This window comes from Pedobacter terrae (assembly GCF_900100705.1).
In the GTDB taxonomy this organism is placed as follows: Bacteria; Bacteroidota; Bacteroidia; order Sphingobacteriales; family Sphingobacteriaceae; genus Pedobacter; species Pedobacter terrae.
This window is the reverse complement of the sequence record NZ_FNCH01000003.1, coordinates 62096-79629: the sequence shown is the minus strand read 5'-3', so window position 1 is coordinate 79629 and position 17534 is coordinate 62096. Positions and strand designations below refer to the sequence as shown.

Below are 17534 nucleotides of genomic sequence, written 5' to 3'. Positions count from 1 at the left end.
AATGAAATTTTTTATTCCCTTTATACTTGTTCTTGGCTTCTCTACGTGGCTTCATGCACAAAATAAACCTGTGCAGGGTATTGTTATTGATAAAGAAACCAAGCAGCGTTTGGCTAAAGTTTATATTTATAACATCCGCACAGGTGATGGCTTATACAACAATACAAAAGGCGAATTCAGCACTTTTGCACTGCCAGGCGATACCTTGGTTGCGGCTCTATCGGGCTATGGTGTAGATACTATTGTTTTTAAGGGACAAACTGCTGCATATTTTCAACTCAGATCGCTCGGTATCAGACTCCGTGACGTAGTTATTCAACAAAAAAGATTGAGCCCGCAGCAGCAATACGAAAAGAATGTTCAGGAATACCGCTACCAAACCATGAAAGGAAGTAGTAAAGATTTATTGAATTTAGGCAACGGTGGTGTTGGCTTAGGTATTGACGCCATTTACAACCTGTTAAGCAGACAAGGGAGAAATGCCCGTCACCTGCAAAAAGTCCTGGAAAAAGATTATCGTGAAGACCTGATCGATTACCGTTTCAATGCCAATCTGGTGAGCCAGGTATTGGGTATAAAAGATGCTGAACTGACCGATTTTATGCAACAATATCGCCCGACCTATCAATTTGTGCTTGATGCCTCAGATTATGCTTTTAATCTTTTTATCAGGAATGCCTATAAAAGCTACAGGTTAAATCCTACAGCGTTAAAATTACCGACATTACCCAAAATAACGATCGATAAGTTGTGAGCATGCCAATTCTGATCGTTAAGAGACTTCCAGCAGCAGGCATGGCCATCTTTCCATTTATCCTGTTAAAATCGGCAAGGCTTAAAAACGATCAGGAGATTATCAATCACGAGAAAATCCATTTGCGTCAACAGCTGGAATTACTTGTGCTTCCCTTTTATATCTTATATATGCTTAATTATTTAATTAACCTGATCATATACAAAAAACACGATCTGGCCTATCGGAATATTGTTTTTGAGAAGGAAGCGTACCGTTATGAAACTGATTTAAATTACCTGAAAAATGGTAATTGGTACGGCTGGATCAAGACAGAGTGAAACTACCATCTCTATTTTGTCTTAATAGGTGTTCTGGTAATCATTTTGTTAAATGCTTTTTATCTCTAAAATTTTTCTTTTTCTTTGTAGGTAATGAAGAACTGTTTAGCTGCCATCATCCTGATTCTAAGTTTCTGCTCTACAAAATTATATGCACAGGAAATTGATACTATTCCGATCAATACAAAAGACCTGAATATCAAGTTAAAACGTAGCCCGTTGCCAAGTAGACAAGGGCCGTTAAACTTTGAACCTGTAAAAATTAAGCCATTGGTAGTAAATGCCAAGATTAATTACTGGAAAACCAGGACTAATATTGGCATCAATGTTAACCAGGCTCAGTTCAGTAATAACTGGAAAGGCGGTGGTACCAACTCTGTGGCAGTTGGGGGGCTTTTAAACTGGAAGGCAGAATACAATAAAGACAGTTATAGTTATGTAAGCGAGCTGGTTTTGCAGTATGGTAAAATCAAAAATAAAGATCAGCTGCAAAAGAAAACGAACGACCGTATTTTCTGGGATAATAAAGCTTCTTTTCAACTCTCCAAAAGCTGGTTTTTCTTCGGATCGTTAAGTTTTGAATCCCAATTTGACAATGGTTACTCTTACAGCGTTACAAACGGACAGGAAACCGCCACGCTTATTTCAAAATTTATGGGACCGGGTTATTTAACAGAATCTATCGGTTTCGAGTATAAACCGGTTAAATATTTTTCTACCCGTATAGGTACAGGTACGGCACGCCAAACTTTTGTGTTGGACGAAAAGCTATTTCTTGATCCTACTAATAATGCCAATCCACCAAAAGCTACTGTTTATGGTGTAGAATATGGCAAAAAAGTACGTAATGAACTGGCTTTCCAGATTGTAAGTGCGTTTGATAAGGATATATTTACCAATACCAATCTTAAAGCACGTTATCAGATGTTCATTCCGTATCAGGATTTTAAAATGAGCAATATTGATCACCGTTTAGATGTTGCATTAACGGCAAAAATTAACCGCTTTATGAACACCAGTTTAACCGGTGTACTCCTGTTTGATAAAGATACAGGTACAAACAAAATACAGGCGAATCAAACTTTAGCACTTGGTTTTGGCTTTACTTTCCCGAGGTAAGTCTAGCCACCAACCTTACCCATTTCCCAATAAGGCATGGTAATAATCTGTCTAAAGCTTACGCCCCTTTGTTTTAGGTAACGCTTAAACTGCTGTACTGATTTTGCCCTGCCTGTTAAATAAAACGTAGCATTTTGCCACATTTCCCAACATAGCGGATGCATATTGTCCATCCAGGTAATGGCATTTTTCGCAGGGGCGTTCAGGTCAGATGGTACGGTATCGATCAATAATTTAAGATGTTCAACTGAATGCAGGTTCTCTTCCTGAAGTTCCAACACCCCGAAATATTCTACATCTTCATCCATTACTTTTTTACCTAGCGATTCGTATAAACCAAGGCTGGTTTCATCGCCAAAAAAGAAATGCTGATTGGATGCTTCATTGTATTTTACCTTTGCCCGGTCTACAATCAGTTTTAAACGGTCCCCTTTTTGGATATTTACGGCCAGATGATGACCGGGTCCTTGCCTGTTCAGATAAAAAATCACCTCACAGGTTTCGTGTCCTTCGTCAAAGCCTGATAATGTATAATGTCTGTACTCGTTGGCATTAACCCTAAACAGCACTTCCATTCCCGGAATAAATTTAGCATCGAAAAAATCGCCTTTAAAGGTAACGCTCTTTAAGTTGCTGCTTAACATTTTGGTTTCTGTAACTTCTACTTGATATATTTTATTGCTGATCACTTTTTCCATTGTGTTGGCCAGCCATGAAGGTAATTTAGGCATCGTATTCTTTTGTTTAGTAACTTTGAACAAAAGTAGTGGTCTAACAAACGCATCTTTTTATACCAAAAGGATTAAAGTTTATATCAAAAGGATTTTATGGCTTTAAACATTTACGATGGTGACGATAAATACTATACTGTTGGCAACAAGTTCGACAATAACGAATTTAATCAGGCACTGGTAACCGAAAGAAGGAACAAATACAGCTTTCCCTTTGGCGATGCAGAGATTGTGGAGATCGCTTTTTCGGGTATTTATATTGTTTACGGTGATATGGTAGTGAAACAGAGCCGCCTGCGCATCAAAGCTTTTGATGAACCTGATCTGGTTGAGCTCCACTTTGCGCTCATCGGCGGGGGCATTATGGAAAATTACCTCACCAATAAACGCCAGGATATTAAAGCAAACCAGCACAACATTATCTATAGTCCAGATTTTGATGGGACGGCAGAGTTTGATACGGGAGGTCCACATAAATTTTTTGAGATAAATTTCGAAAGGGCACGTTTTATTGATTTAACCTGCGAAAGCAGCATCCTGTTAAAGAATTTTGCCGAAAACATCATGAACAGCCGTTCGGTAGAAATTTCATCGGAAACCCTGCCCATTACCCTAGCCATGCATAGCTGCATTAATGATATTATGAACTGCAACTTTACAGGTGGATTAAAACTCTTGTTTCTTCAATCTAAATGTTTGGAACTGCTTGCGCTACAGGCACAAGCTTTTGAAGAGGCGGCTAAAAAAACAAATACCTCTATTAAATCTAATTACGATAAAGAAAGAATTTATTATGCCAGGGAATACCTGCTGGCCAATGCCAATCACCCGCCATCTTTAACCGAACTGTCAAAAATAGCAAGCATAAACGAGTTCAAATTAAAACAGGGCTTTAAAGAAGTATTTAAAAACACTGTTTTTGGTTATTTAAGCGATTATAAACTCCAGAAGGCTAAAGAACTACTAGCAGATGGCAACAAGGACATCAAAATCATTTCGGATGAACTGGGTTATTCTTCAGTACAACATTTCAGCACTGCCTTTAGCAAGAAATTTGGCATAAGCCCGGGGAAAGCCCGTTAGGTTAGTTTCTGGTTTCAAGTGATCGTCACCCTGACCTGTAGTGCAGCGGAAAGCTACGTAGTAAATTTATTTCAGGGTCTTAACTGCAAGAAAGGTGCTGACCACACAGTAGCTACAAGACAATTGAAAACACTACTTCTACTTGTAAAATATATTCAGCATGACGAAAAGGAGTTTAATCTCTCTTCCTTTTTTTCTTAAAGTCTAGATAATCTACATAATACAACACCTTTACCGAAAGGCTATTGTTCTGAGGAGCATTTAAAATCCCGCTTAGGTTTTTGTTGTAACGCTGTGTGTAAAAAGTATCATAAGTTTCGGCCGCATCCTTATACGAAACAGAAAGGGTGCTGCCCGGCGCAAACTGCCAGGTATAAATTAAATCAATATTAAATACGTTATAATTCCTGTCCATTCCGGTTAATGGCACACCATGGTATTTTGTTAAATGCCCATCAGGATTAAGCAGGTAAAATTCCTTATTTCTTCTATCACTCCAATAATGTCTTAATACAACAGTTATTCCCATTAAATTGGTAAAGGTGTATTTGGCATCGAAAGAGTTTTCTACCGTCCGGCGGTCGTATCTCGAAAAAATAGCCTGGTTGCCTTGTGCCGTTACCCAATTTACGTAGTCGTAGTTCGGATTAAAATTCAAGTCTAATCCAAACGCCACCTGATCATTCAGCCTCAGGTTCTGAAAAAAGTAAAAGTTATACTGTTTTCCGCCGAAAAGCTGCTGTTTAAAGTAGCGTACATTTCCGCCAAAATTATAGGCTTTGGCGCGGTTTGGATTTATATAAAGACTGATGCCGTAATTTTCTGGCGCACGGTATAATTGCCCGTTGCGTGCCTCATAAAAGTCATTACCCTTTCTCTCCCAGCTTAAATCCAATTCTGCCGACCATTGATTTTTAAACTGTACCCAGTACCCTGCATTTGTACTTGTTCTTTGATAAACACTTGGTATTGCCCTGCGCGAATAGTTTAAATTAATCCAGCTTTCAAATTGATTATACCATTTGCTAGGTTTATACACGTTATAACCAATGCCTATCCGCTGATCTAAAAAGTTGTTATTGGTAAAGAAACCCATATCTGATGGGTCAAACTTATCATCAGCATATACCTGATTGTAACTCCAGGTAAAGTTGCCGCTCTGCTTACCAAACCGTAATGTATAACTATATCCCGTAGTCGATTCTTCTCCCCTTAAATAACTCATCTTACCACCGCCATTTACGAAATACTTATTGCCTTTATTATTTAGATTGAAAAGCAAAGCACTCACATTGGCATCGTACGCCGTGCCTTGCCTGAGCACGTTGGTGTTGATAAATGTAGCCGAACTATTGTTCTTCAACGACTGATCAAAAACCAAAATATTATAATTGGTAAGTGGTTGCGTTTCTACCATCCGAATGTTCCCCTGAGCATCTTCAACCTCGGTTTCCATGCTACCGGTAACTGCATTAAAAAGGCCAATGCCAAGCCCTTTTGCGGTTCGGCCAGAAATCTTTGTGGCATTTAACACCTTAGCCTCTGTTTGATCTTTTACAATTTTATCCGTGCTGCCTACCTCACTATAATTATAATAAGATGGTATAGAACCAATCCGTTTGGAATAGAAAAGATCGCCTTTGTTAAACAGTTCGGTCCCCTCCGTAAAAAACTGGCGGTTCTCATTAAATTTCACTTCAAAAGGAGTAAGATTTAATATCCGGTTATCAGATTGAACCTGCCCGAAATCGGGTACTAAGGTCATATCCAGTGTAAAACTGTTGTTAATTCCATATTTAACATCCATACCCCCGTTAAACCGTGAGGTGGTATTTTTTACCCCGGGCAAATTAACAGGATAATGGTTTACATAGGCCGAAATGTATGGCGAAAAAGATAATCTTAAAGGTGGTTTAACATCTTTTATTCCTGTCCAAAGTCCTTCCTGGTTAATAAAGCCATTAACTTTAGGGTCTACAAAATTCCAAAAGGTTTGCGTATTACTCCGCTGTATCCTGCGGCTAAAATTCAAACCCCAGTTTTGGATATCCTTACCAGAAAACCGAAGGGCCGAATAAGGAATCTTCATTTCGCAGGTCCAGCCTTTGTCATCAATTTTAACTGCGCTTTCCCATACCGCATTCCAGTTTGCATCTTCATCTCCAACCTGCGAGTATTTGGCATCGAATTGAACGCCTGCTGCCGTAACAAAAAACCCATTTCCATTCATTTTATCATAAAACGGATCAACGATGATCGAAATGAAATCAGCGTTACCAATATTATCCCTCGAAACCAATTCGTGCGAAACGCTGTCAGGATGATCGTACATCCGGGCATAAACATAAATGGCCACATCATCATAAAGCACCTTCATTTCAGTACGCCGATCATGCGTTTCTACCTTTCCTGGATTTGGCCTGATCTGAATAAAATCAGTGGCAATGGGAACATTATTCCAACATACATCATCTAAAACACCATCTATTTTAGGGATTTGAAGCGTTCTTTTCGCCTCCAGTTGACGCTGTTTCGAAATATCCTGAGCTTGAGAAAAAGCCCAAGAAAATACAAAAAGAATAAGGAGATAGCGTTTCATTCGTTTAGCTTAGTTAGGTATAAGACCGCACCTTAACCAGAATGTTGCACCAAAAGAAAAATTTAATATATCTTCCCAAAGTTTTGACTTTGAGGTGCAGCGATTTACAAGCAAAATTTGATACATTTGCCTTTTATTAAAAACAAGTAGCTTTTTGCCCTTTCGCATAAAGCTTTTAGCTTAAAAAAAGATGTTTGATAATTTACAGGACAAGCTAGACAGAGCATTTAAAGTATTAAAAGGTCAAGGCAGTATTACGGAAATCAACGTGGCAGAAACCATGAAAGAAATCCGCAAAGCATTGCTGGATGCCGATGTTAACTATAAAACAGCAAAAGCCTTTACTGATGAGGTGAGACAAAAAGCTTTGGGGCAAAACGTACTTACCGCGGTTTCTCCAGGTCAATTGCTGACTAAGATCATGAACGATGAACTTGCAGCCTTAATGGGTGGCGAAGTTACAGAGTTAGAGACTAAAGCAAACCCTACTATTATTTTAATTGCAGGTTTAAATGGTGCGGGTAAAACCACTTTTGCCGGTAAACTGGCGCTACACTTAAAAGGCAAGGGCAAAAAACCTTTATTGGTAGCAGGCGATATGTACCGCCCGGCAGCTGTAGATCAATTGGAGGTTTTAGGAACTTCTGTTGGTGTGTCTGTTTATGCAAACCGTGCATCAAATGATCCTGTTGGTATCGCTTTAGAAGGTATTGCACACGGTAAACAAAATGGAAATAACGTTATTATTATCGATACCGCCGGTCGTTTAGCGATCGACGAATCGTTAATGAACGAAATATCTGAAGTTAAGGCCAAAACTCAACCACACGAAATTTTATTCGTTGTGGATTCGATGACTGGTCAGGATGCAGTAAACACGGCCAAAGTATTTAACGATCGTTTAGATTTTACTGGCGTTGTGTTAACCAAATTGGATGGCGATACCCGCGGTGGTGCAGCCCTTTCCATTAAATCGGTGGTAAACAAGCCGATTAAATTTATCGGTACCGGCGAGAAAATGGAAGCACTGGATGTTTTCTATCCAGATCGTATGGCATCGCGTATTTTGGGTATGGGTGATGTGGTTTCGCTTGTTGAACGTGCACAAATGCAGTTCGATGAGAAAGAAGCTGCAGAATTGCAGAAGAAAATCCGCAAGAATAAATTTGATTTCAACGATTTCTACAACCAGATTCAGCAGATTAAGAAAATGGGTAACATGAAAGATCTGATGGGTATGATACCAGGTGTAGGCAAGATGATGAAAAATGTCGATATCCAGGATGATGCATTCAAATCAATCGAAGCCATCATCAATTCGATGACACCATTTGAGAAAGAAAACCCGGATAGCATTCAGCAAAGTCGCCGTTTACGTATTGCAAAAGGATCTGGAAGTAAGGTTGAAGAAGTAACCAAACTTATTAAACAGTTTGAAGATATGCGTAAAATGATGAAGCAGTTTTCGAACCCTGCAGCTGCAGCAGCGATGATGAAAGGTATGCCTAAAATGCCATTTGGCAGATAGTTAAGAAGGTTTAGGGTAGAGGGTTTAAGGCATAAGGTTAAAAAAGTAACCTCATGCTGTCCTGAAACTTCGGGATCAGCATCTCCCAAAAATATTCAAATCCTGATCAGTAATGGTCGGGATTTTTTTGTTTTAGGTTTTGGAAATGAGTGTTCAGTTTTCCATAGCAGGGTTCAGTCCTGCTTTCCCTGCTGCCGATAGAAGGAATCGGCATTCGTACAATCAGGTTTATTTAACAAAGGCTGGTAAAACCGATCCGTCAATAGATACCAAAGCTTGATCTTTTTTTAAATAATCTGTATATTAGAATCAATATTCATCCCGAATAATTTACATCCGAATTTATTTAATTAAACCTAAATGCTTGTAAAAACATACGGGAGTGCTGTTTATGGCGTAAATGCACTAACCATAACCATCGAAGTGAATATTAGCGCGGGTACCAAATACTATATGGTAGGCCTACCCGATAATGCGGTAAAAGAAAGTTTGCAAAGGGTGGCCAGTGCCATTAATGTTTCAGGTTTTCGCATGCCTAAGCAGAAAATAGTAGTAAACCTGGCACCTGCCGATATGAAAAAAGAAGGCTCTTCATATGATTTGCCAATTGCCATTGGTATTTTAGCAGCCTCTGGGCAAATCCCTGCCGACGAACTGGAAGATTATTTCATTATGGGGGAACTTTCTTTAGATGGAAGTATCCAGCCCATAAAAGGCGCCCTTCCAATTGCCATCCAAGCACAACAAGACGGCTTTAAAGGTTTCATTTTACCGAAACAAAACGTTCGTGAAGCAGCAATCGTAAATGATTTAGTGGCGTATGGCGTAGAAAACCTGGCGCAGGTAGTCGCTTTCTTTAACAAAAGCGAAGCGCTGGAACAAGTTAAAGTAAATACCAAAGAAGAATTCTTAAAAAACATCAATAATTACGAACACGATTTTGCAGACGTTAAAGGTCAGGAAAATATTAAAAGGGCATTGGAAATTGCAGCTGCGGGTGGTCACAATGTTATTTTAATCGGTCCGCCAGGAGCGGGCAAAACCATGCTGGCTAAGCGCCTGCCAACTATATTACCCCCTTTAAATTTAAACGAGGCTTTAGAAACCACAAAAATCCATTCCGTTGCAGGAAAACTCGCTGCTAGCGATGCTTTAATGACAAGCCGCCCGTACCGCTCTCCACACCATACGATCAGTGACGTTGCGCTGGTAGGCGGGGGAATGAATCCACAACCTGGAGAAATATCACTGGCGCATAATGGCGTTCTATTCTTGGATGAACTGCCAGAATTTAAACGAACCGTTTTAGAGGTAATGCGCCAGCCCCTGGAAGATCGTAAGGTCGCCATTTCAAGGGCAAGGTTTTCGGTAGAATATCCAGCCAGTTTTATGTTGGTCGCCTCCATGAACCCCTGTCCTTGTGGCTTTTATAATCACCCGGAAAAAGATTGTGTTTGTGCACCTGGTGTGGTGCAAAAATACCTAAGCAAAATATCGGGGCCGCTTCTAGACCGGATTGATCTGCATGTAGAAGTAACACCTGTTGATTTTACCGAATTAGCCTCTACTACTGAAACGGAAAGAAGTAACCACATCAGGGATCGGGTAATTAAAGCAAGAGAAATTCAGGACCTTCGTTTTGCAGATAGAGAAGACCTGCATTGCAATGCTCAAATGAGTCCGAAAATGGTACGCAAAGTATGCCAGATCAGCGAAGCCGGAACCCATTTATTAAAAACTGCAATGGAAAGGCTAGGGTTATCGGCCCGTGCCTACGACCGTATTTTAAAAGTAGCCCGAACCATTGCCGATCTATCCAGCAGTGAAAATATAGAGCTTGAACATTTAGCTGAGTCGATCAATTACAGGAGTTTGGATAGAGATGGCTGGGCAGGATAATTCTTTACACAAAGGAGCGCTTTAATTTGTTCTTTATCTTGATAAAGATTAAGTTTATTGATCAGCAAGTATCATATATGAAAAATTTATCTTCTTATTTTTAGCTCATTCCTAATTTATGTTATATGAGAAATATTACAGGCATATTGTTATTGTTAATTTCTGTTCAGTTATTTGCCCAAAGCGATCATCCTCAAATCCCTAAAACCGGCACTAATATAAATGCCTTTGTTCCAAAAGGATGGAAAATAATTTATCGGGCCAAAGGTGATTTAAATAAAGATCATTTACCTGATGAAGCAATCATTATCCAGAATACCAATCCGAAAAATATCATCAAAAACGACGGTATGGGCAGTGATCAACTGAATGTGAATCCCCGCATGCTTTTGGTGCTTTTTAAAACATCCGGCAATTATAGCTTACAGGCCCAAAACACTAATTTTATTCCAACTGAAAATGATGCAGAGAACACTTGCCTCGCCGATCCTTTACAAGAAACCGGTGCCATCAGCATAAAAAACGGAGTGCTCATTTTAAGTTATCAATATTGGTTAAGCTGTGGTTCTTACGGGGTGAGTAATGTCGATTATACATTCAGGTTCCAGAATCAAAAAATGGAACTGATCGGCTTTCAAACGGGAGAATATAGTCGATCTTCAGGAGAAGAAAACATTACCAGTATTAATTTCTCTACCCGAAAAAAAAGTGAAACCTCTGGTGGCAATATGTTTAGCGACAAAACCAACAAACCAAAAACGGTATGGAAAAAGTTTAATTGGGGCAGATTGTTTACACTTGATGAAATGACGGAAGAACTTACCCAAAAATTTTCAGAAATTTAACGCCAATCTATTACAAGATGCCAAACAAGTACAGGATATTTTTGCTATGCTTTATATTTATCTCCAGCCATTCGTTTGCGCAAAAAATATTCCATCAGCCTAATGCAAAAGGCACATGGCAATACGTTTGTCCATTTAAAGATAAAAGCTATGTACTGGCAATACAATACTTAATGGTTGATAAAGAACTGTCCAAGGCCAATATTTATTTCGGTAAAAGCGGAAAAACAGCTGACAAAATTTTCTGGAAAGAAAATCGTGATATGCGCCACATTACTGACAATATCACTTACGAAGACTATAACAACGACGGTATAAAAGATCTGTTAATTTTCGAAGATACAGGTGGCAGAGGAGGAAACTCGTATTACAATCTTTATCTTGTTAATTCCCAAAACCATACCTTAACCAAGGTTAAAGATTTCGATAAAATTGTTAACCCCAACTACAACAAAAAATACAAAGTGATTGTGAGTTATGGTTTAACAGGTACTAATTATTATCAGTTGTATAGACTTAATAAAAAACAAATACCTTATAAAATCGGCGAGCCTTTCGACGATACGGAAAATTTAGATCTGGATAAAAATATTGACGCAATTTTAAAAAAACAACAACCCAAAACCAACAGATCAAAGAGATAAACAATTAACCTGTCAATAATGAACATCTAAAAATCATCAAGCTTGCTTTTATTTTGAGTGTTATTATAAACTTAGGCACCAGACTAATCAGGCGATTCATTCCAATGAACGAGATCCAAATTGAACAAGTTCCTTTAAACTAAACAGTTTTGATTCGCTAAATAAATCATCCAGCCTTTGAAAATGGATCATTAAAATAGCTAACACCAAAAGAAGAGAAAATCTTAATAACAACCTAAACTACAGTCACTTAAAAAATAGATTTAATAGATTTTCTTACTAATCATCTATCTTATTTACCAATCACATTTTTGTTTGGCATAGTCATTGTCATAGTACTGTTACAATTATTACCTATTTAAAATTAAAAAAGTGAAAGAGATGAAAAAAACAGTCCAAATTTTCAGCATGCTTTTAATAGCATTAACCGTAATGGTATCGTGTAAAAAAGATACCGATCCAGCAGATCGCGATTTCTTTGTTGGCACTTACAAAGGATCAGTTTCTTACCGTAGTGGCGAAAATACAATTACCAGCAGCGATGGAAAAGTAACCGTGAGCAAAGTTGGTGAAACCTATAATTTTTACTTTGGAAATAACATTCCTGATATTACCGGCGTAAAATTTGAAAAAAAAGGAGATAACAGCTATGTAAGTATTGGTTCAGGCTTAACGGGTATTAGCATTGATGCTAGTAATCTAACGATAAGAGTAGTCAAAGATAGTCAATTCTGGACTGCAGATTGTACCAGATAAAAAAGAATGATTTAAATTGAGGCTCGGTTCGTAACCGGGCCTTATTTTTTGCTCCAACTTTTATTCTGAAATCAGAAAAAAGTTTCATGCTTAATTTAGCTAAATTTATAGCATGAGTTTTGAATTAAAAACACACCTTGAAGAAATCATTTCCCTTACCGATCAGGAGTTTGAGCATATAGTATCACATTTCAAACCTAAAACACTTAAAAAGCATCAGTATCTCATCCAGGAAGACGAATTTGTCAATCATATTTATTTTGTAGTTAAAGGTTTATTAAAGGCCACTTTTACAGATGCCAATGGTAAAGAATATATTATCCAGTTTGCAATGGAAAACTGGTGGCTTTCCGATTTCAGGGCTTTTTATGGCCATGTTAAATCGATTACCAACATCAGTTGCTTGGAAAACTCCGAACTACTCTCCATCAGCAAAGATAACTTAGATCAACTATGCCGAGAAAGTCATAAAATGGAACATTTTTTCAGGATTAAAAACAGTTTAGGTTATGTAGGTTTACAACAAAGGGTTTTATCGCTTTTAACCACCAACCCAAAAGAGCGCTTTGAACAACTCGCTCAACAATATCCGCAATTGATGCAACGGCTTTCTAAAACAATAATTGCAGCTTACCTGGGGATTTCAAGAGAAACCTTAAGCAGACTTTCCACAAAAACGTGATTTCGCGCACAATAAATCTGTGATGGAAGTCCTTTGTTACCAAAACCAACAGGGTTAAATTTGTGGTACACTTAACATAAAAAGAATATGAATAAGAAAGTTTTATTCGTGCTAACAAGCCACGATGAATTAGGAAATACAGGTTTAAAAACAGGTTTTTGGTCAGAAGAATTGGCAGCGCCATATTATGCCTTAGCCGACAAAGATATTAATATTGTACTGGCCTCTCCAAAAGGTGGCCAGCCTCCAATAGACCCTAAAAGTGAAGACCCTTCTTTTCAAACCGAAACAACGAAAAGAATGGACAAAGACGCAATTCTTTTAGATAAATTGAAAAATACCACCCCATTGGCCGATATAAAGATGGATGATTATGATGCCGTTTTTTATCCTGGAGGCCACGGACCACTTTGGGATTTGGCAGAAAGCACAACTTCACAACAGCTCATTACCAAATTCTATACCGCTAACAAACCTGTTGCCTTTGTATGTCATGCTCCCGGAGTACTCAAAGATGTTAAGGTGAATGGTGAATATCTGGTAAACGGAAAAAATGTAACTGGGTTTACCAATACCGAAGAAGAAGCGGTACAACTAACAAATGTAGTCCCTTTTTTAGTAGAGGATATGTTAATAAAAAATGGTGGAAATTACAGTAAGATAGCCGACTGGAACCCGTATGCGGTAGTTGATGGCTTATTGATTACCGGCCAAAACCCTGCATCATCAGAAAAAGTTGCAGAAGAACTGTTGAAGCTTCTTGCCTAAATTTAAATCCTCAACAGAGATTGGTTTTTCCCATCCCTGTTGAGGATTCCTTATTATAGCTCGTCTTCTTCCTTGTCTTCAGGTTCAGGTACATAATTTTCAATGGCCTGCCCAATGGCATTCACTTCTTCATCTTCCTCAAAAATTGGAAGTTCGGTTTTATAGTCCATTTTTAACCAGATCGATGAAGTATCCTTCTGAATCTGAATGTATTCTTTTCCATCTTTAAAAATGGTGTATGAATCATTTCCTTCCGGAAAAACTGAATAGTTAATTGGTCCTATCTCTATATCAAAAGGTTCTTGCATGTGGATATTTTTCTTCAAAGATAAATAATCTTTCTTTGGGTTAGGCACGACTACATATAAGACATTCTTATCTTTATGGTATAATTTACGATATGGATTTTTCTAAAGCAGATAACAAAGTTGCCCGAAAATTATTTGAAGTAGCTTTACAACGGGAATTAAAAAAAGAAATGCAGTCATTCTCCGAAATACTAAACGACTGGAAAACACAGCAACCTGAAGACAATAGAGACGATTATTATAAAATATTTACTGCCGTAAAAGATTTCGATAAACACATTGCCAGAAGATATGACGGACTTAGAAATTCGTGGTTTTTCGACACCATTATAGCCATGCTTTTAGACAAAACACTTTTACAACCCGATTTAGCTGATTTTTCTGATGAAGCAAAAAGCGAAATATTGAGGATACTTAAATTTAGAGAAGCCGATTAACTATAATTAAAAAATTACGCCTGATTGTTTAAAAATCCCATCATTTATACTACTTTACGGCTAAAGATTTTACGCGATAGATAAGAAGATGAAGTTAACATTTTGGGGCGCAGCGCAACAAGTAACCGGCAGTATGCACCTGCTCGAAATTGGTCATTATAAAATACTGATAGATTGCGGATTAGATTACGAGAAAGAAACCTACCAGGAAGAAAACCAACAATTCCCCTTCGATCCGGCCAGCATAAACCTGGTAATTTTAACCCATGCGCATATTGATCACTCTGGTAACTTACCAACGCTGGTTAGAATGGGTTTTGAGGGTCAGGTACTTTGTACACCACCAACTGCCGATCTTACCTCGATATTATTATTCGATTCTGTTGAACTTTTTTTAAGAAAGGCTGGTCGAAAACCAAGAACTAAACGTGGTAACTTCAGCGGACCAAAGCCGCTGTACCTGCACAAACATGTGATGGATACCATCGATCGTTTTGTAACGATTGCTTTTAACAAGCCTTTTAAGATCAATGGTGATATTAGCTTAACCTTTGTGCCAGTTGGCCACTTACTGGGGGCTGCAGCAGCTGTTTTAACCATAAACGATGAGGGTATAGAAAAGAAAATCGCTTTTACCGGCGATATCGGAAGAGAGAACTATCCGGTATTGGTTAATCCAGAGCCTTTGCCAGAGGTAGACTATGTGGTAAGCGAAGCAACTTACGGGGGCAGAGTACATACCAAAGACCAAACACTTGAAGAACGCTTGGTTCAGGAAATTACAGAAGCCTGCATAAAAAGTCCCGGACGATTAATTATTCCGGCATTTAGTATTGGCCGTACGCAATCGCTCGTATTTGCGCTTAACCAGATTTTTACCAAAAAACTGCTGCCACCAATCCAGATTTTTGTAGATAGCCCCATGGCCATCCAGGCGACTGAGGTTTACCGCAAACACCACAATCTGGTCAGTCAGGAAGCGAAAGACTTTTACCAAACCATGGGTGATGAATTTGATTTTGAACACCTCGCTTATGTTCAAACCATGAAAGAAAGTAAAGATGTTTCCAATTATTTTGACCCCTGTATCATTATTTCCTCTGCAGGTATGTTAGAAGGCGGAAGGATTCAGGATCACCTGTATTACAACATCCAGAATTATTACTGCACTATTCTTTTTATCGGTTATTGTGCCAAAGGGACGCTTGGATATAAATTGTTAAGTGGAGCACCCATTGTGCGTATTAAAGACCGCGAAATGATGGTTTATGCCACCATCCGCCAAACAGACCTACTGAGTGGCCATGGCGATCATAACGATTTAGTAAAAGCAATTAAACAAACAGGCCAACCCAAAAAAGTATTCCTCGTGCATGGTGAAGATAAAAGCCTGCAAAGTCTATCGCTGGCTCTGCAAGAAGATGGTTTTAATGTAGAAGTGCCTGAAAGGGGAGCGGTTTTTGAATTGTAGTTTATTTATTTTGTTTTCCCAGTATATAAAGTCGTCTCGACTGTAACGCAGTGGAATGCCCGTCTGTAAGGACAGACCTGCCCGTACAGGCGGGAGAGATTTATCTAGCATGAAAGACCCTGAAACGAGTTCAGGGTGACGACATTCTGGATAGATTTAGTTACATAACACCCTACTCAAAATGATGATAATATGAGACGCACCTACTGGCTGTCATTCACCCTTTCCATGATCCCTCTTACATTTTCAATCATTAGCCCCTCACTTGCCCATTTCCCCTAACAACCCACTTATAACTGGTTAATTCTTCCAATCCCATTGGTCCCCGGGCATGAAGTTTTTGGGTGCTGATCCCGATTTCGGCACCAAGGCCAAATTGTGCACCGTCTGTAAAACCAGTAGAGGCGTTGGCATACACCGCAGCGGCATCTACTTCATTTAAAAACTGAGCGATATGAGTAGCATTTTCCGAAATAATGGCTTCACTATGTTTAGAACTATAATTGGCAATGTGGCTCAATGCTTCAGCCAAATCCGTTACCACTTTAACAGCCAGCTTTAATGATAAAAACTCTGTTCCAAAATGCTCAGGAGTCGCTTTATTTAATAGCTGTGGTGGGTAAGAAGACTGTAATATCTCATAGCTTTTTTCATCTGCAAACAATTCTACATTTCCATCTGCTAAAGGCGCTAAAAGTGCGGGTAAATCATTTAATCTGCTTTCGTTAACAAGCACACAGTCTAACGAGTTACAAACACTTACCCTCCTGGTTTTAGCATTAAAAATAATCGCTTTGCCTTTCTCTAAATCACCCGTTTCGTCAAAATAGGTATGTACGATTCCTGCTCCGGTCTCAATAACAGGGATTTTACTGTTTTCACGAACATAATGAATTAATGATTGACTTCCCCTCGGAATCAGCACATCAACAAATCCCCTTGCATTTAGCAAAGCTTCGGTTGCGGCTCTTTCTGCAGGCAATAAGGTTAGCACATCACGATTAATTTTATGGTTATCCAATACCTCATGTATTACTTTTGCAATGACCAGGTTAGAAAACTCAGCATCACTGCCGCCTTTTAATACCGCAACATTTCCGGTTTTAAAGCAAAGCGAAAATACATCCGCTGTAACATTTGGGCGGGCTTCATAAATTACACCCACAACACCTAAAGGCACACTAACCTTTTGGATGTGAAGCTGGTTATCTAATATTTTATCAGAAAGAACTTTACCTAATGGACTGTTTAAGCTTGCAACATTTTTGAGATCATTAGCTATATCCGCAATACGTGCCGCGCTTAGCTTCAACCTGTCATACTTAGGATCTTCAACGCGCATTTTAGCTAAATCCTTCGCGTTTTCAGTAAGAATTTCGGCTGTATGAGCCACTAGAGCTTCAGCCAGATCCCTTAAAACAGCATCTGTTGTTTCTTTGCCCAAACTAATCAAAGTACGACTAGCTTGCTTTGCTTTTTCGAAGTATTGTTGATAATCCATTTTTTTCTTTTTTACCACAGAGGTCACGGGGTTTTCACAGAGAAAAAGAGAGAATTTAATCACCTCTGTGCCGCTCTGTGATTTTTTCT

At 38.7% G+C, this 17534-nt stretch carries 17 protein-coding genes; 13 read left to right on the top strand and 4 right to left on the bottom strand.

Annotation, left to right across the window (positions count from 1 at the left end; translation table 11 throughout):
- Position 1 precedes the first annotated feature (1 nt).
- The 3 genes from BLR60_RS05240 to BLR60_RS05230 all read left to right on the top strand — a co-directional run bounded on the left by BLR60_RS05240 (position 2) and on the right by BLR60_RS05230 (position 2193).
- Positions 2 to 754, top strand: coding sequence for a hypothetical protein (locus tag BLR60_RS05240; protein WP_090497519.1), 753 nt, complete (start codon positions 2 to 4; stop codon positions 752 to 754).
- Between the two features lie 2 nt (positions 755 to 756).
- Complete coding sequence (locus BLR60_RS05235) at positions 757 to 1074, top strand: hypothetical protein (RefSeq protein ID WP_090497518.1); 318 nt, start codon at positions 757 to 759, stop codon at positions 1072 to 1074.
- Positions 1075 to 1167: 93 nt separating this feature from the next.
- A complete protein-coding gene (locus BLR60_RS05230; protein WP_090497516.1) occupies positions 1168 to 2193 on the top strand; it encodes a DUF3078 domain-containing protein in 1026 nt (341 codons plus the stop codon).
- 2 nt (positions 2194 to 2195) lie between these two features.
- Here the strand turns inward: BLR60_RS05230 and BLR60_RS05225 are convergent, their stop codons facing one another.
- A complete protein-coding gene (locus tag BLR60_RS05225) occupies positions 2196 to 2924 on the bottom strand; it encodes a ferredoxin reductase domain-containing protein (RefSeq protein WP_090497514.1) in 729 nt (242 codons plus the stop codon).
- Positions 2925 to 3020: 96 nt separating this feature from the next.
- Here BLR60_RS05225 and BLR60_RS05220 point away from each other — a divergent pair, with 96 nt between their 5' ends.
- A complete protein-coding gene (locus BLR60_RS05220) occupies positions 3021 to 4007 on the top strand; it encodes a helix-turn-helix domain-containing protein (RefSeq protein ID WP_090497513.1) in 987 nt (328 codons plus the stop codon).
- 175 nt (positions 4008 to 4182) lie between these two features.
- On the opposite strand, the gene BLR60_RS05215 is transcribed toward BLR60_RS05220, so the two are convergent.
- The gene (locus tag BLR60_RS05215) at positions 4183 to 6606 is read right to left on the bottom strand and encodes a DUF5916 domain-containing protein (protein ID WP_090497512.1); all 2424 of its coding nucleotides are present in this window, start codon (positions 6604 to 6606) and stop codon (positions 4183 to 4185) included.
- 190 nt (positions 6607 to 6796) lie between these two features.
- On the opposite strand from BLR60_RS05215, the gene ffh reads away from it, so the two are divergent.
- The 7 genes from ffh to BLR60_RS05180 all read left to right on the top strand — a co-directional run bounded on the left by ffh (position 6797) and on the right by BLR60_RS05180 (position 13728).
- On the top strand, positions 6797 to 8134 hold the full coding sequence (gene ffh / locus BLR60_RS05210) for a signal recognition particle protein (RefSeq protein ID WP_090497511.1): 1338 nt from the start codon (positions 6797 to 6799) through the stop codon (positions 8132 to 8134).
- Positions 8135 to 8494: 360 nt separating this feature from the next.
- Positions 8495 to 10033, top strand: coding sequence for a YifB family Mg chelatase-like AAA ATPase (locus BLR60_RS05205; RefSeq protein WP_090497510.1), 1539 nt, complete (start codon positions 8495 to 8497; stop codon positions 10031 to 10033).
- Between the two features lie 125 nt (positions 10034 to 10158).
- A complete protein-coding gene (locus BLR60_RS05200) occupies positions 10159 to 10878 on the top strand; it encodes a hypothetical protein (protein ID WP_090497509.1) in 720 nt (239 codons plus the stop codon).
- Between the two features lie 17 nt (positions 10879 to 10895).
- A complete protein-coding gene (locus BLR60_RS05195; protein ID WP_143009033.1) occupies positions 10896 to 11522 on the top strand; it encodes an XAC2610-related protein in 627 nt (208 codons plus the stop codon).
- A gap of 381 nt (positions 11523 to 11903) precedes the next feature.
- Positions 11904 to 12278: a hypothetical protein gene (locus BLR60_RS05190; RefSeq protein WP_090497507.1), complete on the top strand. Its 375-nt coding sequence runs from the start codon at positions 11904 to 11906 to the stop codon at positions 12276 to 12278.
- A 112-nt stretch (positions 12279 to 12390) separates the two neighbouring features.
- Positions 12391 to 12960: a Crp/Fnr family transcriptional regulator gene (locus BLR60_RS05185; RefSeq protein WP_090497506.1), complete on the top strand. Its 570-nt coding sequence runs from the start codon at positions 12391 to 12393 to the stop codon at positions 12958 to 12960.
- 87 nt (positions 12961 to 13047) lie between these two features.
- Positions 13048 to 13728: a type 1 glutamine amidotransferase domain-containing protein gene (locus BLR60_RS05180; protein WP_090497505.1), complete on the top strand. Its 681-nt coding sequence runs from the start codon at positions 13048 to 13050 to the stop codon at positions 13726 to 13728.
- Between the two features lie 53 nt (positions 13729 to 13781).
- On the opposite strand, the gene BLR60_RS05175 is transcribed toward BLR60_RS05180, so the two are convergent.
- The gene (locus tag BLR60_RS05175) at positions 13782 to 14036 is read right to left on the bottom strand and encodes a hypothetical protein (RefSeq protein WP_208600577.1); all 255 of its coding nucleotides are present in this window, start codon (positions 14034 to 14036) and stop codon (positions 13782 to 13784) included.
- Positions 14037 to 14128: 92 nt separating this feature from the next.
- On the opposite strand from BLR60_RS05175, the gene BLR60_RS05170 reads away from it, so the two are divergent.
- Together BLR60_RS05170 and BLR60_RS05165 are read left to right on the top strand one after the other, a co-directional pair.
- On the top strand, positions 14129 to 14473 hold the full coding sequence (locus tag BLR60_RS05170) for a hypothetical protein (protein ID WP_090497504.1): 345 nt from the start codon (positions 14129 to 14131) through the stop codon (positions 14471 to 14473).
- 88 nt (positions 14474 to 14561) lie between these two features.
- Positions 14562 to 15944, top strand: a complete 1383-nt coding sequence (locus tag BLR60_RS05165; RefSeq protein WP_090497503.1) for an MBL fold metallo-hydrolase RNA specificity domain-containing protein — start codon at positions 14562 to 14564, stop codon at positions 15942 to 15944.
- Between the two features lie 253 nt (positions 15945 to 16197).
- Here the strand turns inward: BLR60_RS05165 and BLR60_RS05160 are convergent, their stop codons facing one another.
- On the bottom strand, positions 16198 to 17472 hold the full coding sequence (locus BLR60_RS05160; RefSeq protein ID WP_262502247.1) for a glutamate-5-semialdehyde dehydrogenase: 1275 nt from the start codon (positions 17470 to 17472) through the stop codon (positions 16198 to 16200).
- Positions 17473 to 17534: the final 62 nt, after the last annotated feature.